This is a genomic window from Bradyrhizobium diversitatis (assembly GCF_016031635.1).
Lineage (GTDB): Bacteria > Pseudomonadota > Alphaproteobacteria > Rhizobiales > Xanthobacteraceae > Bradyrhizobium > Bradyrhizobium diversitatis.
In genome coordinates this window covers 81620-97126 of sequence record NZ_JACEGD010000001.1, presented here as the reverse complement: position 1 = coordinate 97126, position 15507 = coordinate 81620, and the positions used below count along the sequence as shown (strand labels likewise).

At 62.3% G+C, this 15507-nt stretch carries 15 protein-coding genes; 7 read left to right on the top strand and 8 right to left on the bottom strand.

Translation table 11 applies throughout. The features are described from left to right. Positions 1-4: 4 nt before the first annotated feature. A complete protein-coding gene (mepA, locus tag H1B27_RS00450; protein ID WP_197964705.1) occupies positions 5-937 on the top strand; it encodes a penicillin-insensitive murein endopeptidase in 933 nt (310 codons plus the stop codon). Positions 938-959: 22 nt separating this feature from the next. Here mepA and H1B27_RS00445 read toward each other — a convergent pair whose 3' ends face one another. Next, a complete protein-coding gene (locus H1B27_RS00445; RefSeq protein WP_197964563.1) occupies positions 960-1283 on the bottom strand; it encodes a hypothetical protein in 324 nt (107 codons plus the stop codon). A gap of 104 nt (positions 1284-1387) precedes the next feature. After that, positions 1388-1894, bottom strand: a complete 507-nt coding sequence (locus H1B27_RS00440) for a Fur family transcriptional regulator (RefSeq protein ID WP_197964562.1) — start codon at positions 1892-1894, stop codon at positions 1388-1390. Between the two features lie 76 nt (positions 1895-1970). Here H1B27_RS00440 and H1B27_RS00435 point away from each other — a divergent pair, with 76 nt between their 5' ends. Continuing rightward, positions 1971-2150, top strand: coding sequence for a hypothetical protein (locus H1B27_RS00435; RefSeq protein ID WP_197964561.1), 180 nt, complete (start codon positions 1971-1973; stop codon positions 2148-2150). 97 nt (positions 2151-2247) lie between these two features. Here the strand turns inward: H1B27_RS00435 and H1B27_RS00430 are convergent, their stop codons facing one another. Both H1B27_RS00430 and H1B27_RS00425 read right to left on the bottom strand, forming a co-directional pair. Further along, positions 2248-2511, bottom strand: a complete 264-nt coding sequence (locus H1B27_RS00430) for a hypothetical protein (protein WP_197964560.1) — start codon at positions 2509-2511, stop codon at positions 2248-2250. Positions 2512-2721: 210 nt separating this feature from the next. Continuing rightward, positions 2722-3051 (bottom strand): Fur family transcriptional regulator, encoded by a 330-nt coding sequence (locus H1B27_RS00425; protein ID WP_197964559.1) that lies wholly within the window; start codon positions 3049-3051, stop codon positions 2722-2724. A gap of 214 nt (positions 3052-3265) precedes the next feature. On the opposite strand from H1B27_RS00425, the gene H1B27_RS00420 reads away from it, so the two are divergent. The 4 genes from H1B27_RS00420 to H1B27_RS00405 all read left to right on the top strand — a co-directional run bounded on the left by H1B27_RS00420 (position 3266) and on the right by H1B27_RS00405 (position 7521). Continuing rightward, positions 3266-5377, top strand: coding sequence for a TonB-dependent receptor (locus H1B27_RS00420; protein ID WP_197964558.1), 2112 nt, complete (start codon positions 3266-3268; stop codon positions 5375-5377). A gap of 102 nt (positions 5378-5479) precedes the next feature. Then, positions 5480-6229: a tonB-system energizer ExbB gene (exbB, locus tag H1B27_RS00415; RefSeq protein WP_246515027.1), complete on the top strand. Its 750-nt coding sequence runs from the start codon at positions 5480-5482 to the stop codon at positions 6227-6229. A gap of 6 nt (positions 6230-6235) precedes the next feature. After that, on the top strand, positions 6236-6697 hold the full coding sequence (exbD, locus tag H1B27_RS00410) for a TonB system transport protein ExbD (protein WP_197964557.1): 462 nt from the start codon (positions 6236-6238) through the stop codon (positions 6695-6697). Further along, positions 6694-7521 carry an energy transducer TonB family protein gene (locus H1B27_RS00405; RefSeq protein ID WP_197964556.1) on the top strand — a complete coding sequence of 276 codons (828 nt, stop codon included), beginning with the start codon at positions 6694-6696 and terminating at the stop codon, positions 7519-7521. The genes exbD and H1B27_RS00405 overlap by 4 nt, the downstream gene beginning before the upstream one ends. Before the next feature lie 216 nt (positions 7522-7737). On the opposite strand, the gene H1B27_RS00400 is transcribed toward H1B27_RS00405, so the two are convergent. Both H1B27_RS00400 and H1B27_RS00395 read right to left on the bottom strand, forming a co-directional pair. Next, entirely contained in the window at positions 7738-9180 is a 1443-nt protein-coding gene (locus tag H1B27_RS00400) for a PepSY domain-containing protein (RefSeq protein WP_197964555.1), read from the bottom strand. A gap of 2 nt (positions 9181-9182) precedes the next feature. Continuing rightward, complete coding sequence (locus tag H1B27_RS00395; protein ID WP_197964554.1) at positions 9183-11456, bottom strand: TonB-dependent receptor; 2274 nt, start codon at positions 11454-11456, stop codon at positions 9183-9185. 412 nt (positions 11457-11868) lie between these two features. Between H1B27_RS00395 and H1B27_RS00390 the strand changes: the two genes are divergently transcribed. Next, entirely contained in the window at positions 11869-12807 is a 939-nt protein-coding gene (locus tag H1B27_RS00390) for a metal ABC transporter solute-binding protein, Zn/Mn family (protein ID WP_197964553.1), read from the top strand. 537 nt (positions 12808-13344) lie between these two features. Here the strand turns inward: H1B27_RS00390 and H1B27_RS00385 are convergent. Next, positions 13345-14568, bottom strand: a complete 1224-nt coding sequence (locus H1B27_RS00385; protein ID WP_197964552.1) for an ABC transporter substrate-binding protein — start codon at positions 14566-14568, stop codon at positions 13345-13347. A gap of 5 nt (positions 14569-14573) precedes the next feature. Continuing rightward, positions 14574-15503, bottom strand: coding sequence for a branched-chain amino acid ABC transporter permease (locus H1B27_RS00380; protein ID WP_197964551.1), 930 nt, complete (start codon positions 15501-15503; stop codon positions 14574-14576). Positions 15504-15507: the final 4 nt, after the last annotated feature.

The window sequence follows — 15507 nt, the reverse complement described above, 5'->3', positions numbered from 1 at the left end:
ATCGATGAACGGTCGAGCCCTCTTGATGATCCTGCTGTCTGCTGTCGTCCTGTGGACAAATCCTGCACACGCTCAGGATAAGGGCACGCTGGATTCCAAGCCGCTGCCGCCGCTGACCAATCCCAACGATCCTCATCTGGGCGCAAAGGAACTTTTCGGGCGAAAGATGTTGCCGGCGCCATTGGCCGTTCGCTCTATCGGCTTCTATGCCAAGGGTTGCCTTGCCGGCGCGCAGGCGCTTCCGATCAATGGCAGGACCTGGCAGGTCATGCGGTTGTCGCGCAACCGCAATTGGGCACATCCAGACATGATCGCGCTGTTGGAGCGACTGTCCGACACGGTGCACGCAGTTGCCGGCTGGCCGGGATTGCTGGTCGGCGATCTCTCGCAGCCGCGCGGTGGTCCCATGCTGACCGGACACGCCAGTCACCAGGTTGGGCTCGACGCCGATATCTGGCTAACGCCGATGCCGGACCGGGAACTGTCCCGCAAAGAGCGCGAGGAAATGTCGGCGGTCATGATGGTGCGGCCGGATCGTCTCGACGTTGATGCGAAAGCCTGGACTCCGAGCCATTTGCTCGTGGTCCGCGCGGCAGCACAGGAGCCCGCGGTCGAGCGCATTTTCGTCAACGCGGCGATCAAGAAGGCGCTCTGCCGCGAGGCCAAGGGCGACCGAAGCTGGCTTTCCAAGGTGCGTCCGATGTACGGGCACGACTATCATTTCCATATCCGGATCAAATGCCCGGCGGGCAACAGCGAGTGCCAGCCACAACCGCCGCCATCAGATAATGAAGGCTGCAGCGCGGGCGATCTCACCTACTGGTTCAGCGAGCCGGTACTGCGTCCAAAGCTCCCAACAGCCTTGGTGAAGCCTCGACGGGGGCGGACGCTCGCTGAACTCCCGGCTGCTTGCCGGCAGATCCTCGTTGCTCCCTAGAGCAGGCGAGCGAAGTGTACGCCTAGGATGATTCCGGCGAGCCAGTTCGCCGGTCATAAGGCCGTGTGCCTCCAGGCTTCAACTTCAGATGGGATATTTCCGATGAAGAAAGCTGACGTAAAGCGGATCGAGCATCGCTGGGCAATATGCCTGGATAGCGAAGTATTGCCTTCTCGGCCTCGTCTGCTGACTGTGCGGCCACGGCGAAGAAAACAGCGTCCGTTTTCGTATCGACAGTGATCGTCACGACGACGACCCAGCCTGATGCCGCCAGCTGAGCTTGTGGGGCAATTGATCTCTCGTCGGCTTTTTCCGGATCAATGTCTCTGTTTAAGGTCTGAGACACGAGACACTGACCTCCCATGGCTATCACTGCCCCTCTCAAGCCGACGCGCCAAGAGGCCCGGGGCGTTGCAGCTATCCGCTACAAGCGCGTTAATTGGTCCACGTCTAACGTGCGGGCTGGCTATTGCAGCTCGCGCACTCCCCCTCCAATTCGACGATGGGATGTAATGGCTTGAAACCTGACGTCTTCGCCACGCCGAGCAAGCCGCGTGCGACCAGATTCGAGGCCGCTTCCTGAACCGCGCCGCATTGGCTGCAGACCATGAACACCACGGTCTCGCCGCTCCCATGCTGGTGATCGCAAGCAAAATATGACGACTGAGATGCCAGCCGATGGACACATCCAGCCTCTTGGAGGAATTCGAGCGCGCGGTAGACCTGAACCGCCTGCACCCTGCGTGCATCGCTCAGCTTCTCGGCGATCTCGTAGGCGGCCATGGGTTTTCCGGACGCGGCAAGCAAGGCCAGCACGCGCTGACGCATTTGGGTGAACGGGATTCCCTTCGATGCCGCATAAGCGCGCGCGCGTCCCTGCACGGCATCGGCGTCGATCGCATGAGCATGTAAATCTGCGTGGCCGCCCCTGGGATTCTGCTTTGGATCACGAGCCATTCAAATCTCGCCTTGACGACAGGCAATGTAACATTATAACGGGACGTTTGTTATAATATTACACCCTGGAGTGTCAATGACCAAGCCTCAAATCGCGGAAGATCGCAGCGGTCCTGACAAACGCGTTTGCGAGGCCGTGAACGCCGGCGTCGTCGTTCTCGGCGTAAACTTCAGGTCCAGACGGCGCGAGCGGGTCTACGACGCGGACAAGATCTGGTCTGGAGAACACACCAATCTAGACTACACCGAGATTTAGGGTCGTTGCGCTCGACTTTCGCGATGGTCCGAGCGTTCACGAAACCCAAACGGGGAAGCGCGGTTTCATCGCCCTTCCCGTTTTGAGGCCAATGCAGTCATGTCCTAGTTTCGAACGACCTCAACGGCGCCATGATCATCGCAGTGACCGTCGTGAGGATGATGCAAATGGCCATCGACGAGATAGTCGACGTGATCGCCGTGCGGGACCGCTTCGTGGCCGCAGCCGGGGCCGTGAACGTGAGCGGCGTCATGCCCGGAGCAGCGATGGCCGGGCGTGCAACGATCCGGGTTCTTGTCGTTGACCTCAATGCGATGTTCGTCGACGTGATCGGCGTGCGGATGGTGAAGATGACCATCATGGAGATAGTCCACATGGTCGCCATGCCGAATCGCGACGTGGCCGCATTGCGGTCCGTGCGTGTGATCGTGATTGGCATGATGCGGAAGATTGCAAGTGGTCATTCGACGTCCTTTCCTTGTGTCAATGGTGTTCGCCAGCATGCGCGACGGTGTTCGGTGACAGTCCTGACTGTAACCGAACATAGTTCGGTGCCGGCCGCAATCCCGCTTCAGGACGCGTTCGCCCTCGCCCGTTCGCAGGCTTCGCGGCGGCGCTCTCGGGGCTCGGCGCCGTCAGCGGGCGTAGCGGCGCAATCTACAAGACCGGCCGGGACGTCTCTTTCCAGAATCCCCGAATCCTGGAGCAGTCGCACGGTGCGATAAACGGTCGCAATGGCGATGCTCGGATCGATCGACATCGCGCGCCTGTGCACGTCGATCGCATCCGGGTGATCGGATGCCGTCGCCAGCACATCGAGAATGACGCGGCGCGGCCCGGTCAAGCGCAAGCCTTTCTCACGGCACAGCCGCTCAAACTCTTCATTCAGCTTTGATTTCATCAGCGCCCTGTCCGGTGGCGCCGGCACAGCTTGCCTGCGACGAGCACGTGACCTTCCTACCCCATTTCCCGCAGTTCCCGCAGTTTCCACATTCCCTATCAGGCTGCATCCAGAGGTCACTTCTGCTTATGCGACTTAGTTGCAATAAGTTGACATCCAGGAACAGGCATGCAATTCCGTTGTTGCGAATACCTCGCAATAAGAGGCGGCTGGCATGCGGTTGTATCGATGGGCTCTGGGGGTGAGTGCGCTTGCCTCGTCGGCGGGTGTGCATGCCCAGACGGTCCAACTCGACGAGATCGTGGTCACGTCGCCCAGCCCGATCGCCCAATCGGGCCAGACGACCGCCGACAATGTCCCCTGGTGGGCCACCTCTCAATCGATACCGGTGGCGCCGTCGTTCAGCTCGGTGTCGGTGGTCACCCCTCAGCAGGCCCTGAGCCGCGGGGCAGCGTCTCTCGGCGACACCCTGAGCACGACACCCGGCGTTTCATCGACATCGTTCTCCCCGGTCGCAAGTCGTCCGGTGATCCGCGGTCTCGGCGGCTTCCGCGTCCGCACGCAGGAAGACGGCATCGGCTCCGGCGACATGGCGAACCTGGGCGAGGACCATGCGGTGACGATCGATCCGCTCATGAGCGGCCAGATCGAGGTCATTCGCGGACCCGGTACTCTGCGCTATGGCTCGCAGGCCATCGGCGGGGTCGTGAGCGCCAACAATGGGCGTATTCCGACCTTTGTCCCGGCAAACGGCATCGCGTTTCAGGCGCGGGGCGGCCTGAACAGCGTCAGCAACGGCAAGGATGGAGCCGTCTTGCTCGACGCGGGCGGCGGAAACTTCGCGCTCCACCTCGATGCGTTCAAACGAAGCGCCGGCGACTACCGCATTCCGGGCGGAGTTCAGGAAAACTCGAGCTACTCTTCCCAGGGGCAAAGCGTCGGCGGTTCCTACATTTTCAAGGATGGCTTCGTCGGACTGTCCTACCAGAGCATGGCGATGACCTATTTCATTCCGGGTATCGAGTCCGCCCGGGTGAAGAACCATATCGACCTCCGCCAATCGAAGTGGAGCAGCCGCGGCGAGTGGCGGCTTCGCGAAGGGGGAATCGACACGATTAAGTATTGGCTGGGCTATACCGCCTACAAGCATCTGGAAATCGACGGGCTGGGCGCCGCAGCCGAAGTCGGCTCGACGTTCAGGAACCGGGAATTCGAGTCGCGTGCGGAAGTCTCGCATCTGCCCGTCAACACCGCACTGGGCGAACTCAGAGGCGCCGTCGGCCTGCAATGGGGCCGGCGCGACCTGTCGGTCGGAGGCGCGGAAGAACAGCTGCTGGCCCCTGCCCGCGCGCAGAACGTCGCGGCCTTCGTGTTCGAGGAACTGCAGGTCACATCCGCGCTCCGCGCCCAAGGCGCCGTCCGCGCCGAGCGCACGGACATCAACGGCACCGGCGCGCGCTTCCCGGCCTCGTTTCTGCCGCCGCCCAACGATCCGACGACGTTCCCGGTCAGCCGCAATTTCGTGCCGGTCAGCGCCAGCGCCGGACTGTTGTACGACCTCCCCTATGAGATGGTCGCCCGGGTTACGGGACAGCATGTCGAGCGTGCTCCCGATCCGATCGAGTTGTTCTACAAGGGACCGCACGATACGCCGCGGACGTTCGAGATCGGCGACCCCACCATGACGCTCGAGAAAGCCAATTCTCTCGAGCTCGGACTGAAGCGCGGCCGCGGCGACACAAGGTTCGATGCGTCGGTTTTCTACACGAAGTTCGACAACTTCATCTTCAAGAACTTCACCGGCGTCAGGTGCGGCGACGACTTCGCCTCCTGCGGCACGCCCGGCGCGACGTTCGACCAGATCATCTACTCGCAGCGCGACGCCAAGTTCGTGGGCGGCGAGCTTCAGGTCGAGCATGACGTCGCCAAGGTCTGGAACGGCGTATGGGGCGTCGAGGCACAGTACGACTTCGTCCGCGCCACGTTCGCCGATGGCAGCTTCGTTCCCAAGATCCCGCCTCACCGGCTGGGCGGCGGAATCTTCTATCGGGATCCGAACTGGACCGCGCGGATCAATCTGCTGCATGCCTTCGCGCAACACAATCTCGGAGCGTTCGAGACGCCGACCCCGGGATACAATCTGCTCAACGCGGAGCTGAGCTACACGACCACAGTGCCGACGGGATCCCTGCCGATGGAAGTGAGCCTGGGCCTGAAGGGCGAGAACCTGCTCGACGACGACATCCGCTTCCACCAATCGTACAAGAAGGACGAGGTTCTGCAGCCGGGGCGCAATATCCGGGTGTTCTCCTCCGTGAAATTCTGAGCGGCTCGGATCTGCCGTTAAACGATCGAAGACCGGTCGAGCGATGTCCGGCAGTCATTGCCACTGCGGACATCGCTCGCGCGATGAGGAAGGACTTGGGTTATGTTGGGTGATGCTGCGGCCACGCTGCCCCACGACTTGTCGCCGTGGGGAATGTTCATGCAGGCCGACATCGTCGTGAAGGCGGTGATGATTGGGCTGGCTTTCGCCTCGCTGGTGACCTGGACGGTCTGGCTTGCCAAGGGCCTGGAATTGATGGCCGCCCGGCGGCGGGCACGCAGTTGCGTGCGCAAACTCGTCCGCGCCGGAAATCTGGAAGCGGCGCGCGAGGAGATCGAGGCCGGCTGGACCGGCAAGGGCGTCATCGCCGATCTGATGGAAGCCGCCGAGCGCGAATGCCGTCGCTCGGCGAACCTGTCGGCCGACGGCATCAAGGAACGACTTGCGATTGCGCTTTCGCGCATCGAGGCCAGGGCCGGCCGCGACATCGCCCGCGGCACCGGATTGCTGGCGACGATCGGAGCGACTGCTCCCTTCGTCGGCCTGTTCGGCACCGTGTGGGGCATCATGAACTCGTTCATCGGCATCTCGCAGTCCAAGACCACCAACCTTGCGGTGGTCGCGCCGGGCATTGCCGAGGCGCTGCTGGCGACCGCACTCGGACTGGTGGCGGCCATTCCGGCCGTCGTCATCTACAACGTGTTCGCTCGCGCGCTCGCCAGCTATCGGGCACTGTTGTCGGATGCGTCCGGCGAGATCATTCAGCACATCTCGCGCGATCTGGAGCGGCAGGACCGCGGGCTGCTCTCATCGGTGGTGGCGCTGGAGCGCGGCCGCGCCGCTGCGGAGTGAGCTGCCATGGCCGTATCACTGAAGGACCCGCAGGACGGCGGCATTGATGAACTGAGCGAGATCAACGTTACGCCCTTCATCGATGTGATCCTGGTGCTGCTCATCATCTTCATGGTGGCTGCACCGCTGTCGACGGTCGATGTCGCAGTCGATCTGCCGGTGTCCAATGCGCAGCCCCAGCCGCGCCCGGACAAGCCGCTGTTCCTCACCGTCAAGCAGGATCTGAGCCTGGCGCTCGGCAACGACGACGTGCCGCGCAGCGCCTTGCAGGCAATTCTGGATCAACATACCGGCCGTGACCGCGAGCAGCGCGTGTTCCTGCGTGCCGATGGCGTCGTCGCCTATCGCGAGCTGATGAATGTGATGAATCTGCTGCGGCAGGCGGGTTACCTCAAGATCGCGCTGGTCGGGCTCGAAGATACCGGGCAGGCGACGATCCCGGTCCCGGGCGCCGCGACGCAGCCATGACGGCGGTCGACTGGCGCGACCCCGACGGCAGGATCGGCGGCGAGGTGTCGCTGCCCTCGGCGTTGCGCTGGACTGCGGCAGGCCTTGCCGTGGTCGTGCTGCATGCGGCGGGCGTGTGGCTCAGCATGAACTGGCCGGCACCGCCGGCGATGCCGGGCGGGCCGCCGGAGGCCATCATGATCGAGCTCGCGCCGCTCACCGCGGCGCCGGAACCGACGACGGCTGACGTCGCTCCCGGACCGCAGGTGACGGAAATCCCGCCTGATCCAATTCCTGCCCCGCAGGAGAAGCCGCCGGAAGAAGCTAAAGAGACGCCCCCACCCATCGAGCCGTCCGTCCCCCGGAATCTCGAAGTCGAAATTCCCAAGCTGCCGGAGACGGAGCGTGCGGATGCCGTGCTGACACCGCCGAAACCACCTGAACCACAGCCCAAGAGGCCAGCGTCGAAACGCGCCGCCCCGCAGACGACTGCACCCAGCGTCAGGACGCAACAGCGTGCGGACAGCTTCGCCGCCCCGGCGCCTAGCGCAGCGCGCGCCCCGGCTGCATCTGCCGCAAGCTGGCAAAGCGCCCTTGCCGCGCATCTCAATCGACACAAGCGCTATCCCCCGGGCGCCGGCCAGGGGGTTGCATCGGTCATATTCACGATCGACCGGGGCGGCCGTGTCGTGTCGGCGCGTCTTTTGCGCTCGTCAGGTGACAGCGCTCTCGACAGCGAGGCTGTCGCCCTCGCGCGACGCGCAAGTCCGGTGCCGGCGCCTCCTGGCGGTCACGGCGGAGACACGCTGACGATTTCCGTCCCGATCAGGTTTGATCGTAGCTAACCGAACGGTATGGACGGAATCGCGGTGACAGTGCTGGACTGCATCGTAGTAACGAACCGCGCACCCTTGCTGGCCGCGCTTGCCGCGGCCGATAGCTGCTGCGAGCGCAACTGATGGCCGAGCGATGGGACGAGACGCCAGCTGCCTGCCGTCGTCCCCTACCGCGCGAGCGGTTTAGCCCGCTGGCCCGAACCCTATTTCAATGACCAATTCGCGTTAGTTGCGCAGATAGCGCCAGCCGACGACGACACCGCTCATCGAGACGATGGTGCCGAGGATCGACAACAGCCACACCACGATGTCCCAGGCCGGGCGATACATCAGCAGCAGGCGGAAATCCAAACTGTGCAGCGCGTTGAACAACCAGCGATATGTTCGACGGCTGCTGTCCGTGCGGCCAAGGATGTCGCCGGTGACAGGGCTGATGTGAAACCATGTTTTCGTGTCGTCATCAAACACGGCGCGCAGCACCGGCAACTCGCGGTCGTGATGATGCGCGTACCAGTGAGAGTCGTATTCCTCGAGCACCATCCGTTCCGCCACGCGGGCTTGCGGCAGCAGCTTCGCTGCGGCGGTCCAGAGGCGATCCTGAGGAATTGCGGTCGTCTGGCCCGACGTCACATCCAGCGGCCTCTGCGTGCCGTCACGCGATGCAGCGATCATCATAGGGCTGCCATCGAGCCAGACGAAGCGCGCTTCGACCACGGGGAATTGCGGCGTCGGCAGCTTCGTCGCAATTGTCGGCGCATCATGGGCGGCATAGCGTTGCAGCACCTCGCGGCCCGTGTTGCGACCCGTGAAATAGTCGCCGGGATTGAGCGAAAGCCAGCCGGAGAACATCCAGGTCAGCACAAAGGCGCCCGCGATCAGGCCCGTGACGTGGTGCCACGCCATCCAGCCACGGTAGGGCGTGATCCGGCCGTTCGCATAGCGCCGCTTCAGCCGCACGCGCAGGATGCCGATCCAGATGCCGGTGACGCCGACGATGAGGCAGATGCCGGAGATCCAGAGTACAACGAGCCGCCACAACGGGCCATCCTTGCGCAGCACGGTTGGGTAGATCCAGTGCGGGATCGAGCCGAGCCAGTTCCAGACGCGTTCGGTGTGGTTGGTGTCGAGCGCGATCTCGCCGGAGCGCGAGGACACATAGAGCCTGGTGCCGGCATCGTCGCCGAGCCCGATGAGGTAGAGCGGGCGCAGCGGATCGTAACGCGCCGTTACGCTCCATTGGTCGCGGTCGACCATTTCTTCGAGGTGCGGCGATCTGCTCGCGGGATGATGCTGCGCAACCGCGAGCGCCTGCTGTTCGGAAACACCCGTAATGATGCGGCCGTCGGCGGCGGAGATCGCCTGCCGCCTGCCGTCCCAGCCGGTGATCCGATACACGGGTTCGTCCGCCAGCATGGACAACCGGAGGTCGCGCGGATAGTGCGTCGCGCCCGCCGCCTTCATCGCGTCGTCCGGCGACAGCGTCACTTTCGTCCACTGAATAACAGGGAGCGCGGTCAGCCTCTCCTTTTCGGAAAGGCCTGGAAACGCGACGTACATCATCACCACGCCGGAGATGAACCACATGGCGAAGAACAGGCAGGTGACGATTCCGACCCAGCGGTGGCCGATATACAGCCACCGCCGGAGTGTGCGTTTCACGCGCGACACGGTCAGAACTTCACGTTGACTGCGACTCGCGCCGTGCGCGGCATGCCGAGCAGCCACTGGGTCGTGCCGCCCGACGTGGTGTAGACCTCATCGAACAGATTGTACACGCGGAACGCCACGGTGGTGTTGAGATCGGGCTTCCACTGCACACCGGCATTGACGATGTTGTAGGCTGGGCGAGTCATCGTGTTGGCATTGTCCGCGTAGGTCTTGCCGACGATCTGCACGCCGGCATTGACCGACCAGTTCGGCGCAAAGGCCCAGGTCGCCCAGATGTTGGAGACGGTCTGCGGGACGTTGACCGGGACATTGCCGGCAAAATTCACCGCGACGCCGCCGACCGACTGCACGAAGTCGTCATACCTTGCGCGCAGGAACGCGGTGTTGGCATCGATCCGCCAGCCATAGTCGAGCAGAAAACCAAGCGACGCTTCGACGCCGCGCGATGATTGCTGGCCGACCTGGACCGTCAGCGAGGGAATGTTGGGATCGCGGGCCAGCAAATTGTTCTTCAGGATCTCGTAGCCGGCCAAGGTCCATTCGCCGCGGCCGCCCCAGAAGGATTGCTTCACGCCGATCTCGATCTGTCTGCCGGTGGCAAGGTCGAAGTTCTTGTTGGCGGACGACAGTGAGATCAGCCCCCCGACCGGATCGACCGCCGTGGCATACTGGCCATAGAAGGCGAGGTCCTTGACGGGTGTATAGACCGCACCGGCGCGCCAGGTCGTCGAGGAGAACGATTTTTCGAAGCTGTTCGCGGGCGTGACATAGTCGGTGCGCGTGATCGTCGGTTCATCCTGTCGAACGCCAGCGATGAAGGATAGCTGCTCGGTGACCGAGAGCCGGTTCTCAGCGAACAGAGCGTATTGATTGGTCACGCTGCCGTAACCGGGAATGGTGGGGTTCGGGCTGTTGAACACCCCTGGATCGAAGCTGTAGGGGTTGACGGACGACGAGCCGCCATAAGGTGAATTGTTGGTGTGGGTGAAGTTGATGCTGTTGACGTCGAAGCCCGTCAGGAACTCGTTGGCCATCCCAAGAACATGCCCGCGGAATTTCGCGTCCATGCGGTTGCCGACCTGCTGCTGGTCGTGAAAGATCTCGATATAGCTGGTTCGGTTGATGAGGCCGGTAGCGGGATTGTAGGCGTAGCTTTCGACGTCCTTCCAGTGCCGCTTGGAGTTCAAGTAGTACAGCGTGTTGTGGATCGAAATTCCATCGGCGACCTGCCAATCGGTCTTCACTTGATTCCAGCTGTCCTGGTAGCGGATGTGGCTGTCGCTGACATTGTAGTTCTTGAAGCGTAGCGACTCCTGGAACGTGCCGTTGATCAGCGGCGTGCCGAAGTAGCGCGACGGGTTGCGGTCGCCGTAGTCCGTGGACAGTGTCCAGGTGACGTCTTCGTTCTGTTTGACCTGGACCACGGCATGAAGCGCGACGTTCGAGGTGTTGTCACGATCGACCCAGCCGTCCGACATGTTGCCGGTGGCGGTGAGGCGATAGGCGACGTCCTTGCTGATCGGACCGCCGCTGTCGACGGCAATTCGCCGTGTCATGTTGCTGTCCAGCGAGATCTCGGCCTGGTTGCGCGGAATCCACGACGGCAGTTTCGAAACGATGTTGATGGCGCCGCCGACCGCTCCCGCGCCATACATCACCGATGCAGGCCCTCGCAGCACCTCGATGCGCTCGGTCGACCACGTGTCGAACGGAAAGGTCACCGTGCCGGCGCCGATATAAAGCTGAGTGCCGTCATAGAGCGTCATCACCGAGGCAAGGCCCGTGAAGCCGCGGGTATTGAACGAGACGCCGCCGTTGCCCGGCGCCGGGCTCGCCGTGAAGCCGGTGGCGTTTTGCGTCACCGCGTCCAGGACGTTCTGCTGGCCACGTTCGGCGATGGTTTCAGCCGAAATCACCTCCACGCTGGCCGGCGTCTGTAGGCGCGTCAGCCCGAGCCGGCTGCCGGCGGTGCTTGCTCCGGTGAGGTTGAGCGTCGGTGCGGCGAATGCGGGACCTGCCGGGTTCGCAGTCGGAGCCCGTGCGTCGATGGCCGTGCTGCGTTGCTGGCGTGAGCGCACAGCGCGCATTGCATCCCTGCTTCGATTGCTACGGGCATTCGGCTGCCTCTCGGGCGGCTGCACCACCACGGGGTCGAGCGACTGGACCGGCCCCGCGGACTGTGCCCAGCCGTCGCTCGACAGCACGAGACAGGAGAATGCAACTGAACGGAGCAACGCGCGGCGACGCGGCGGGGAGACAATCGTACCGAAGCTCATCCACAGCGTGCGGGAACTCCGAGCTCGTTGCGAAGCCGACGGATCGGCCACTCCCGCCGTTTGTCGCCGCTGCGGCGCCTTGGCGGTAGGAGGCACCCAGCTAGCCGCCTGGTCGCGTGGCGGCGAAGCCGTCTGAGCTTGCGCAGAGCCAAGAGGCAGAACGTCTGCCGCTCTCAATAGAATCGAAAGAAAAACCGGATCCAACAGATGACGCACGCCTACCCCCGCGACCACTTCTCACCTCACATCGAGGCTTCACAGAAGCTGTGTAATGTTATAACATTACATTCGTCAAGCAAAACGGTTACGGCAAGGCCGCTTCATCGGTAACTGCAGTGCTTGATCACCGCCAGGAAGAGCCGCCCGGTGCCACCAACATCAGACAACTGGAACAACGATAATAGGCCAGCTCATGTTTACTAGGTTAAGAACGATCGCGCTTGCTGGACTTGTCTTCCTATCGCCGCTTGCTGCTGGCGCCGCATCCGCCAAGAAGCTCAATGTGGTCGCCAGCTTCTCCATTATTGGCGACTTTGCACGTCATGTCGGCGGAGACCGTATCGATCTCAGGTCGCTGGTGGGGGCGAACGGCGATCCTCATGTTTACGAACCCAGGCCTGGAGACGTCCGAACCATTGCCGCCGCCGACATCGTGCTCGTTAACGGCCTTCAATTCGAAGGGTTCTTGAGACGCCTTATCGAGGCGAGCCGAACAAAGGCCCCTGTTGTCGAGCTCACAAAAGGTATCCAGCTGCTCAGGAGCAGGGAGCAAGCGCACAGCCAAGGGCAGCCCGGCCATCACCATCATCACGGCGATTACGATCCCCATGCTTGGCAAGCGGTTCCGAATGCGCGGGTCTACGTCAAGAATATCGCAAAGGCGTTCTGCTCGGTCGACCCGTCCAGCTGCAAGACGTACGAGACAAATGCCAAAGTCTTTGATGCGAGTCTCACCGCGCTTGATGCTGAAATCAGAGCGACTATCGCATCAATCCCGCCACACAAACGCGTTGTCATGACAGCGCATGAGGCATTCGGCTACTTCGCTCACGAATACGGTTTGACATTTCTGGCGCCAGAAGGCCTGTCAACAGACACTGAAGCGTCGGCGTCCGGCATCGCCAGTCTCATCCGGCAAATCAAGCAGGATAACGTCTCCGCGGTGTTCGTGGAGAACATCACCGATCCCCGTCTTGTCCAGCGCATTGCTACGGAAACAGGTGCGAAGATGGCCGGAGAACTCTACTCCGATGCTCTGTCCGGACCGGACGGGCCGGCGGCCACCTATGTCGACATGATGAAGCACAACGCCTCGACAATCCGGAAAGCCATCGTGCCTGATGTCCCCTGATCGAGCGCACCTATGATCGGATCGCGAATGCTGACTTGAGAGGAACGACCAATGATGAGAGTATACGCTAGCGGTAACCGTTGTTCTGCCGACGCTCGCCTTCACCAGCGCTGCTTGGACCTTCGTGACCAGAGCGCCGACTCGTCTCTACCGCAGTACGACTGGACGGACTGTCCTTGCCGTGCAGAGAGGCGCAGACTTGGCCACCGCGATTGATAATAAGACCATGCGATCACGGCTGATGTCTTTACCAAGGGGGCTTCGCTCCCATCCGACTTGCCGTGCGGCTTGCGACGTACGACTATCAAAAGCGCCGCACGAGCCCCGGTTTATCTGCCGCAGATTTTAAATGAGCCCTTGCGGGCCAGTCTCTTAAGAGTGGTGGGCGCACCAGGGCTCGAACCTGGGACCCGCTGATTAAGAGACATGCTGGCAGCATTGATTTCCCTAAAAAGCGGACAAGGTGCCAGGCCTTGTGATTAGTGGTCATGGAGAACAAGCCTCCATGACCGATCGCTGATAGTATCGCCCCTCAGCTTACTCGGCGGTGCTGGTGGTGGTCAGGATCGAGACATCCTCGCCACCCTTGATCTCATAGAGCGCAAAATCGCGGCTCTTGAGCATGCCGTTCGGCAGGAAGTCCGCCGATGAGCTGGCGCCGTCGTAGTTGATCGACTTGCCTTCGGCGAGAAGCTTGGCGCCTTCCGCGAAGGTGGTGACCCGCTCGCCGGGGCCATTGGCCACCTTCATGATGTTGTCAGACAAGGCGCGGGCTTCGGTCGATTTGGCGCTCGCCATGCCGAGAAGGAGCAGGTTGATCTCGTCATATGCGGCGCAGCCATAGGGGAACTGGATCTGGCCGTTCGGCTTGACACCGACAAGACGCAGATACGCGTCGTAGCTGTCCTTGCCGACGGGCGGCACCGGCGAGCCGTGCAGTATGCCTTCGGCGGCAGAGCCGACGGCCTTCTTGAAGTCCGGTCCGACGGCGAACGACAGCGCAAAGACCTTGCCAGTGTAGCCGCCGCGAACGAGCTCGCGGTAGAGGGCGGTGAAGTCGGTGACATAGCCTGCCAGGAAAAGCGCCGGCGCCTTGCTGGCGATCAGCTTCTCGGCCTCGGCACGATATGAGACCTGGGTGGGGTTGTAATACAGCGGCTCACCGACGATCTGGCCGCCGACTGCTTGCAGGGATTTCCCGAACGAGGCGCCCATCGACGCCGCGAAGTCGTTCTTCGGGCCTGCGAAGCCAACCTTGAGATAGCCGCGCTTGGCGGCGAGGTCGGCCAATGCGACGCACCACGCTTTGTTGAGGGGCTGCAGGTTGAAGCAGAGGCGCTTCTTGTCGCCGTCGGGGAGGTTGTCCGATGATCCGCTGAAGAGCTGGACCACATTGGCGTCCTGGCACAGCGGCATGATGCCGATGGTCTCGGACGAGGCCCATGTTCCGATGATCGCCGACACCTGATCGGCGTCGATCATCTTGCGCGCCGCGCGCACGGCGGCTTCGGGGTTGGTCTGCGAGTCTTCGGCGATCACTTCGATCTTGCGGCCGAGAACACCGCCATTCGCATTCACCAGGTCCACGACAGCGCGATGCGCCTTGGCCTTCTCCGGTCCGTAGGGGGCGCCGCCGCCCGTCAGGGGCGTCAGGCTGCCGATCTTGATCGGTCCGGATTGCGCCAGTCCATGGCGGAGCAATGCAGGCGTCGCAAGGGCAATCGTCGAACCCGTTACAAACAGCCGTCGTGTAATATTCATCGATGCTATCCTTTCGATGGGGTGATACGGGATGCGGCTTCTGCTGGCCGCTGATATGCCTCAGGCAAGAGTCCCTCCGGTCGAAAGCGGATCATCAGGATCAGCGCGACGCCGATGATGATGAAGCGAAGCGCCGATATCTGTTCGGCGTCGAGCATGGTCAGCCAGGGACCGATGAAGCGGGTTCCTTCGTAGATGAACACGACAGCCAGTGCGCCCAATACGGTGCCCTTCATGTTGCCGGCGCCACCGACGATCACCGACATCCAGACCAGGATGGCCACCGGCGTGGTAAAATTGTCCGGCGTGATGGTCTGAACGTAGTGCGCATAGAGCGAGCCCGTACCGGCCATGATGGCGCTGCCGAGGACGAAGGCCTGCAGCCGATACATGAAGATGTTTTTGCCGAGCGTTGCCGGGACCAGATCGTCCTCACGAACGGCGCGCAGGACGCGGCCATAGGGCGTGTCGGCAAGGCGCATCATGAGCAACAGCACCAACAGCGCCGCCAGAAGAATGACGCCAAGGACCATCCAGGAGGTCGCCGTGCGGCTCAATCCGGCAATGACGGGCCGGGTCACTATGATGAATCCGCTCGGCCCGTGGGTCAGCCAGTCTTCGTTGTTGAAGACGAGACGGATCGTCTCGGCAAAGCCGAGGGTCACGATGGCGAGAAAGTCGCCGGATAGTCGCAAGGAGAGAAGCGCGACCAATGCGCCGGCGATGGCCCCGATGATCAGCGCGGCCAGCAATCCTGCGAGGAATGGCGCATGAAAGGTTTCGGTGGCGATGCCGCTGGCATAGGCGCCGAGACCATAAAAGCCGACGACGCCGAAATTGATCAGGCCGGTGAGGCCGAACTGAAGATTGAGAGCCAGAGCGAGGATCAAATAGATCCCCGCGACGGTGAGAATGGCGACGAGATAGCTGTCCATGGCG

Coding starts and splice junctions, on each gene's coding strand:
- H1B27_RS00390 (WP_197964553.1), top strand. CDS start 11,869: ATGTTTACTAGGTTAAGAACGATCGCGCTTGCTGGACTTGTCTTCCTA.
- H1B27_RS00435 (WP_197964561.1), top strand. CDS start 1,971: ATGACCAAGCCTCAAATCGCGGAAGATCGCAGCGGTCCTGACAAACGC.
- H1B27_RS00440 (WP_197964562.1), bottom strand. CDS start 1,894: ATGGCTCGTGATCCAAAGCAGAATCCCAGGGGCGGCCACGCAGATTTA.
- exbB (WP_246515027.1), top strand. CDS start 5,480: ATGTTGGGTGATGCTGCGGCCACGCTGCCCCACGACTTGTCGCCGTGG.
- H1B27_RS00395 (WP_197964554.1), bottom strand. CDS start 11,456: ATGAGCTTCGGTACGATTGTCTCCCCGCCGCGTCGCCGCGCGTTGCTC.
- H1B27_RS00385 (WP_197964552.1), bottom strand. CDS start 14,568: ATGAATATTACACGACGGCTGTTTGTAACGGGTTCGACGATTGCCCTT.
- H1B27_RS00420 (WP_197964558.1), top strand. CDS start 3,266: ATGCGGTTGTATCGATGGGCTCTGGGGGTGAGTGCGCTTGCCTCGTCG.
- mepA (WP_197964705.1), top strand. CDS start 5: ATGAACGGTCGAGCCCTCTTGATGATCCTGCTGTCTGCTGTCGTCCTG.
- H1B27_RS00430 (WP_197964560.1), bottom strand. CDS start 2,511: ATGATGGTCATCTTCACCATCCGCACGCCGATCACGTCGACGAACATC.
- H1B27_RS00405 (WP_197964556.1), top strand. CDS start 6,694: ATGACGGCGGTCGACTGGCGCGACCCCGACGGCAGGATCGGCGGCGAG.
- H1B27_RS00380 (WP_197964551.1), bottom strand. CDS start 15,503: ATGGACAGCTATCTCGTCGCCATTCTCACCGTCGCGGGGATCTATTTG.
- H1B27_RS00425 (WP_197964559.1), bottom strand. CDS start 3,051: ATGAAATCAAAGCTGAATGAAGAGTTTGAGCGGCTGTGCCGTGAGAAA.
- exbD (WP_197964557.1), top strand. CDS start 6,236: ATGGCCGTATCACTGAAGGACCCGCAGGACGGCGGCATTGATGAACTG.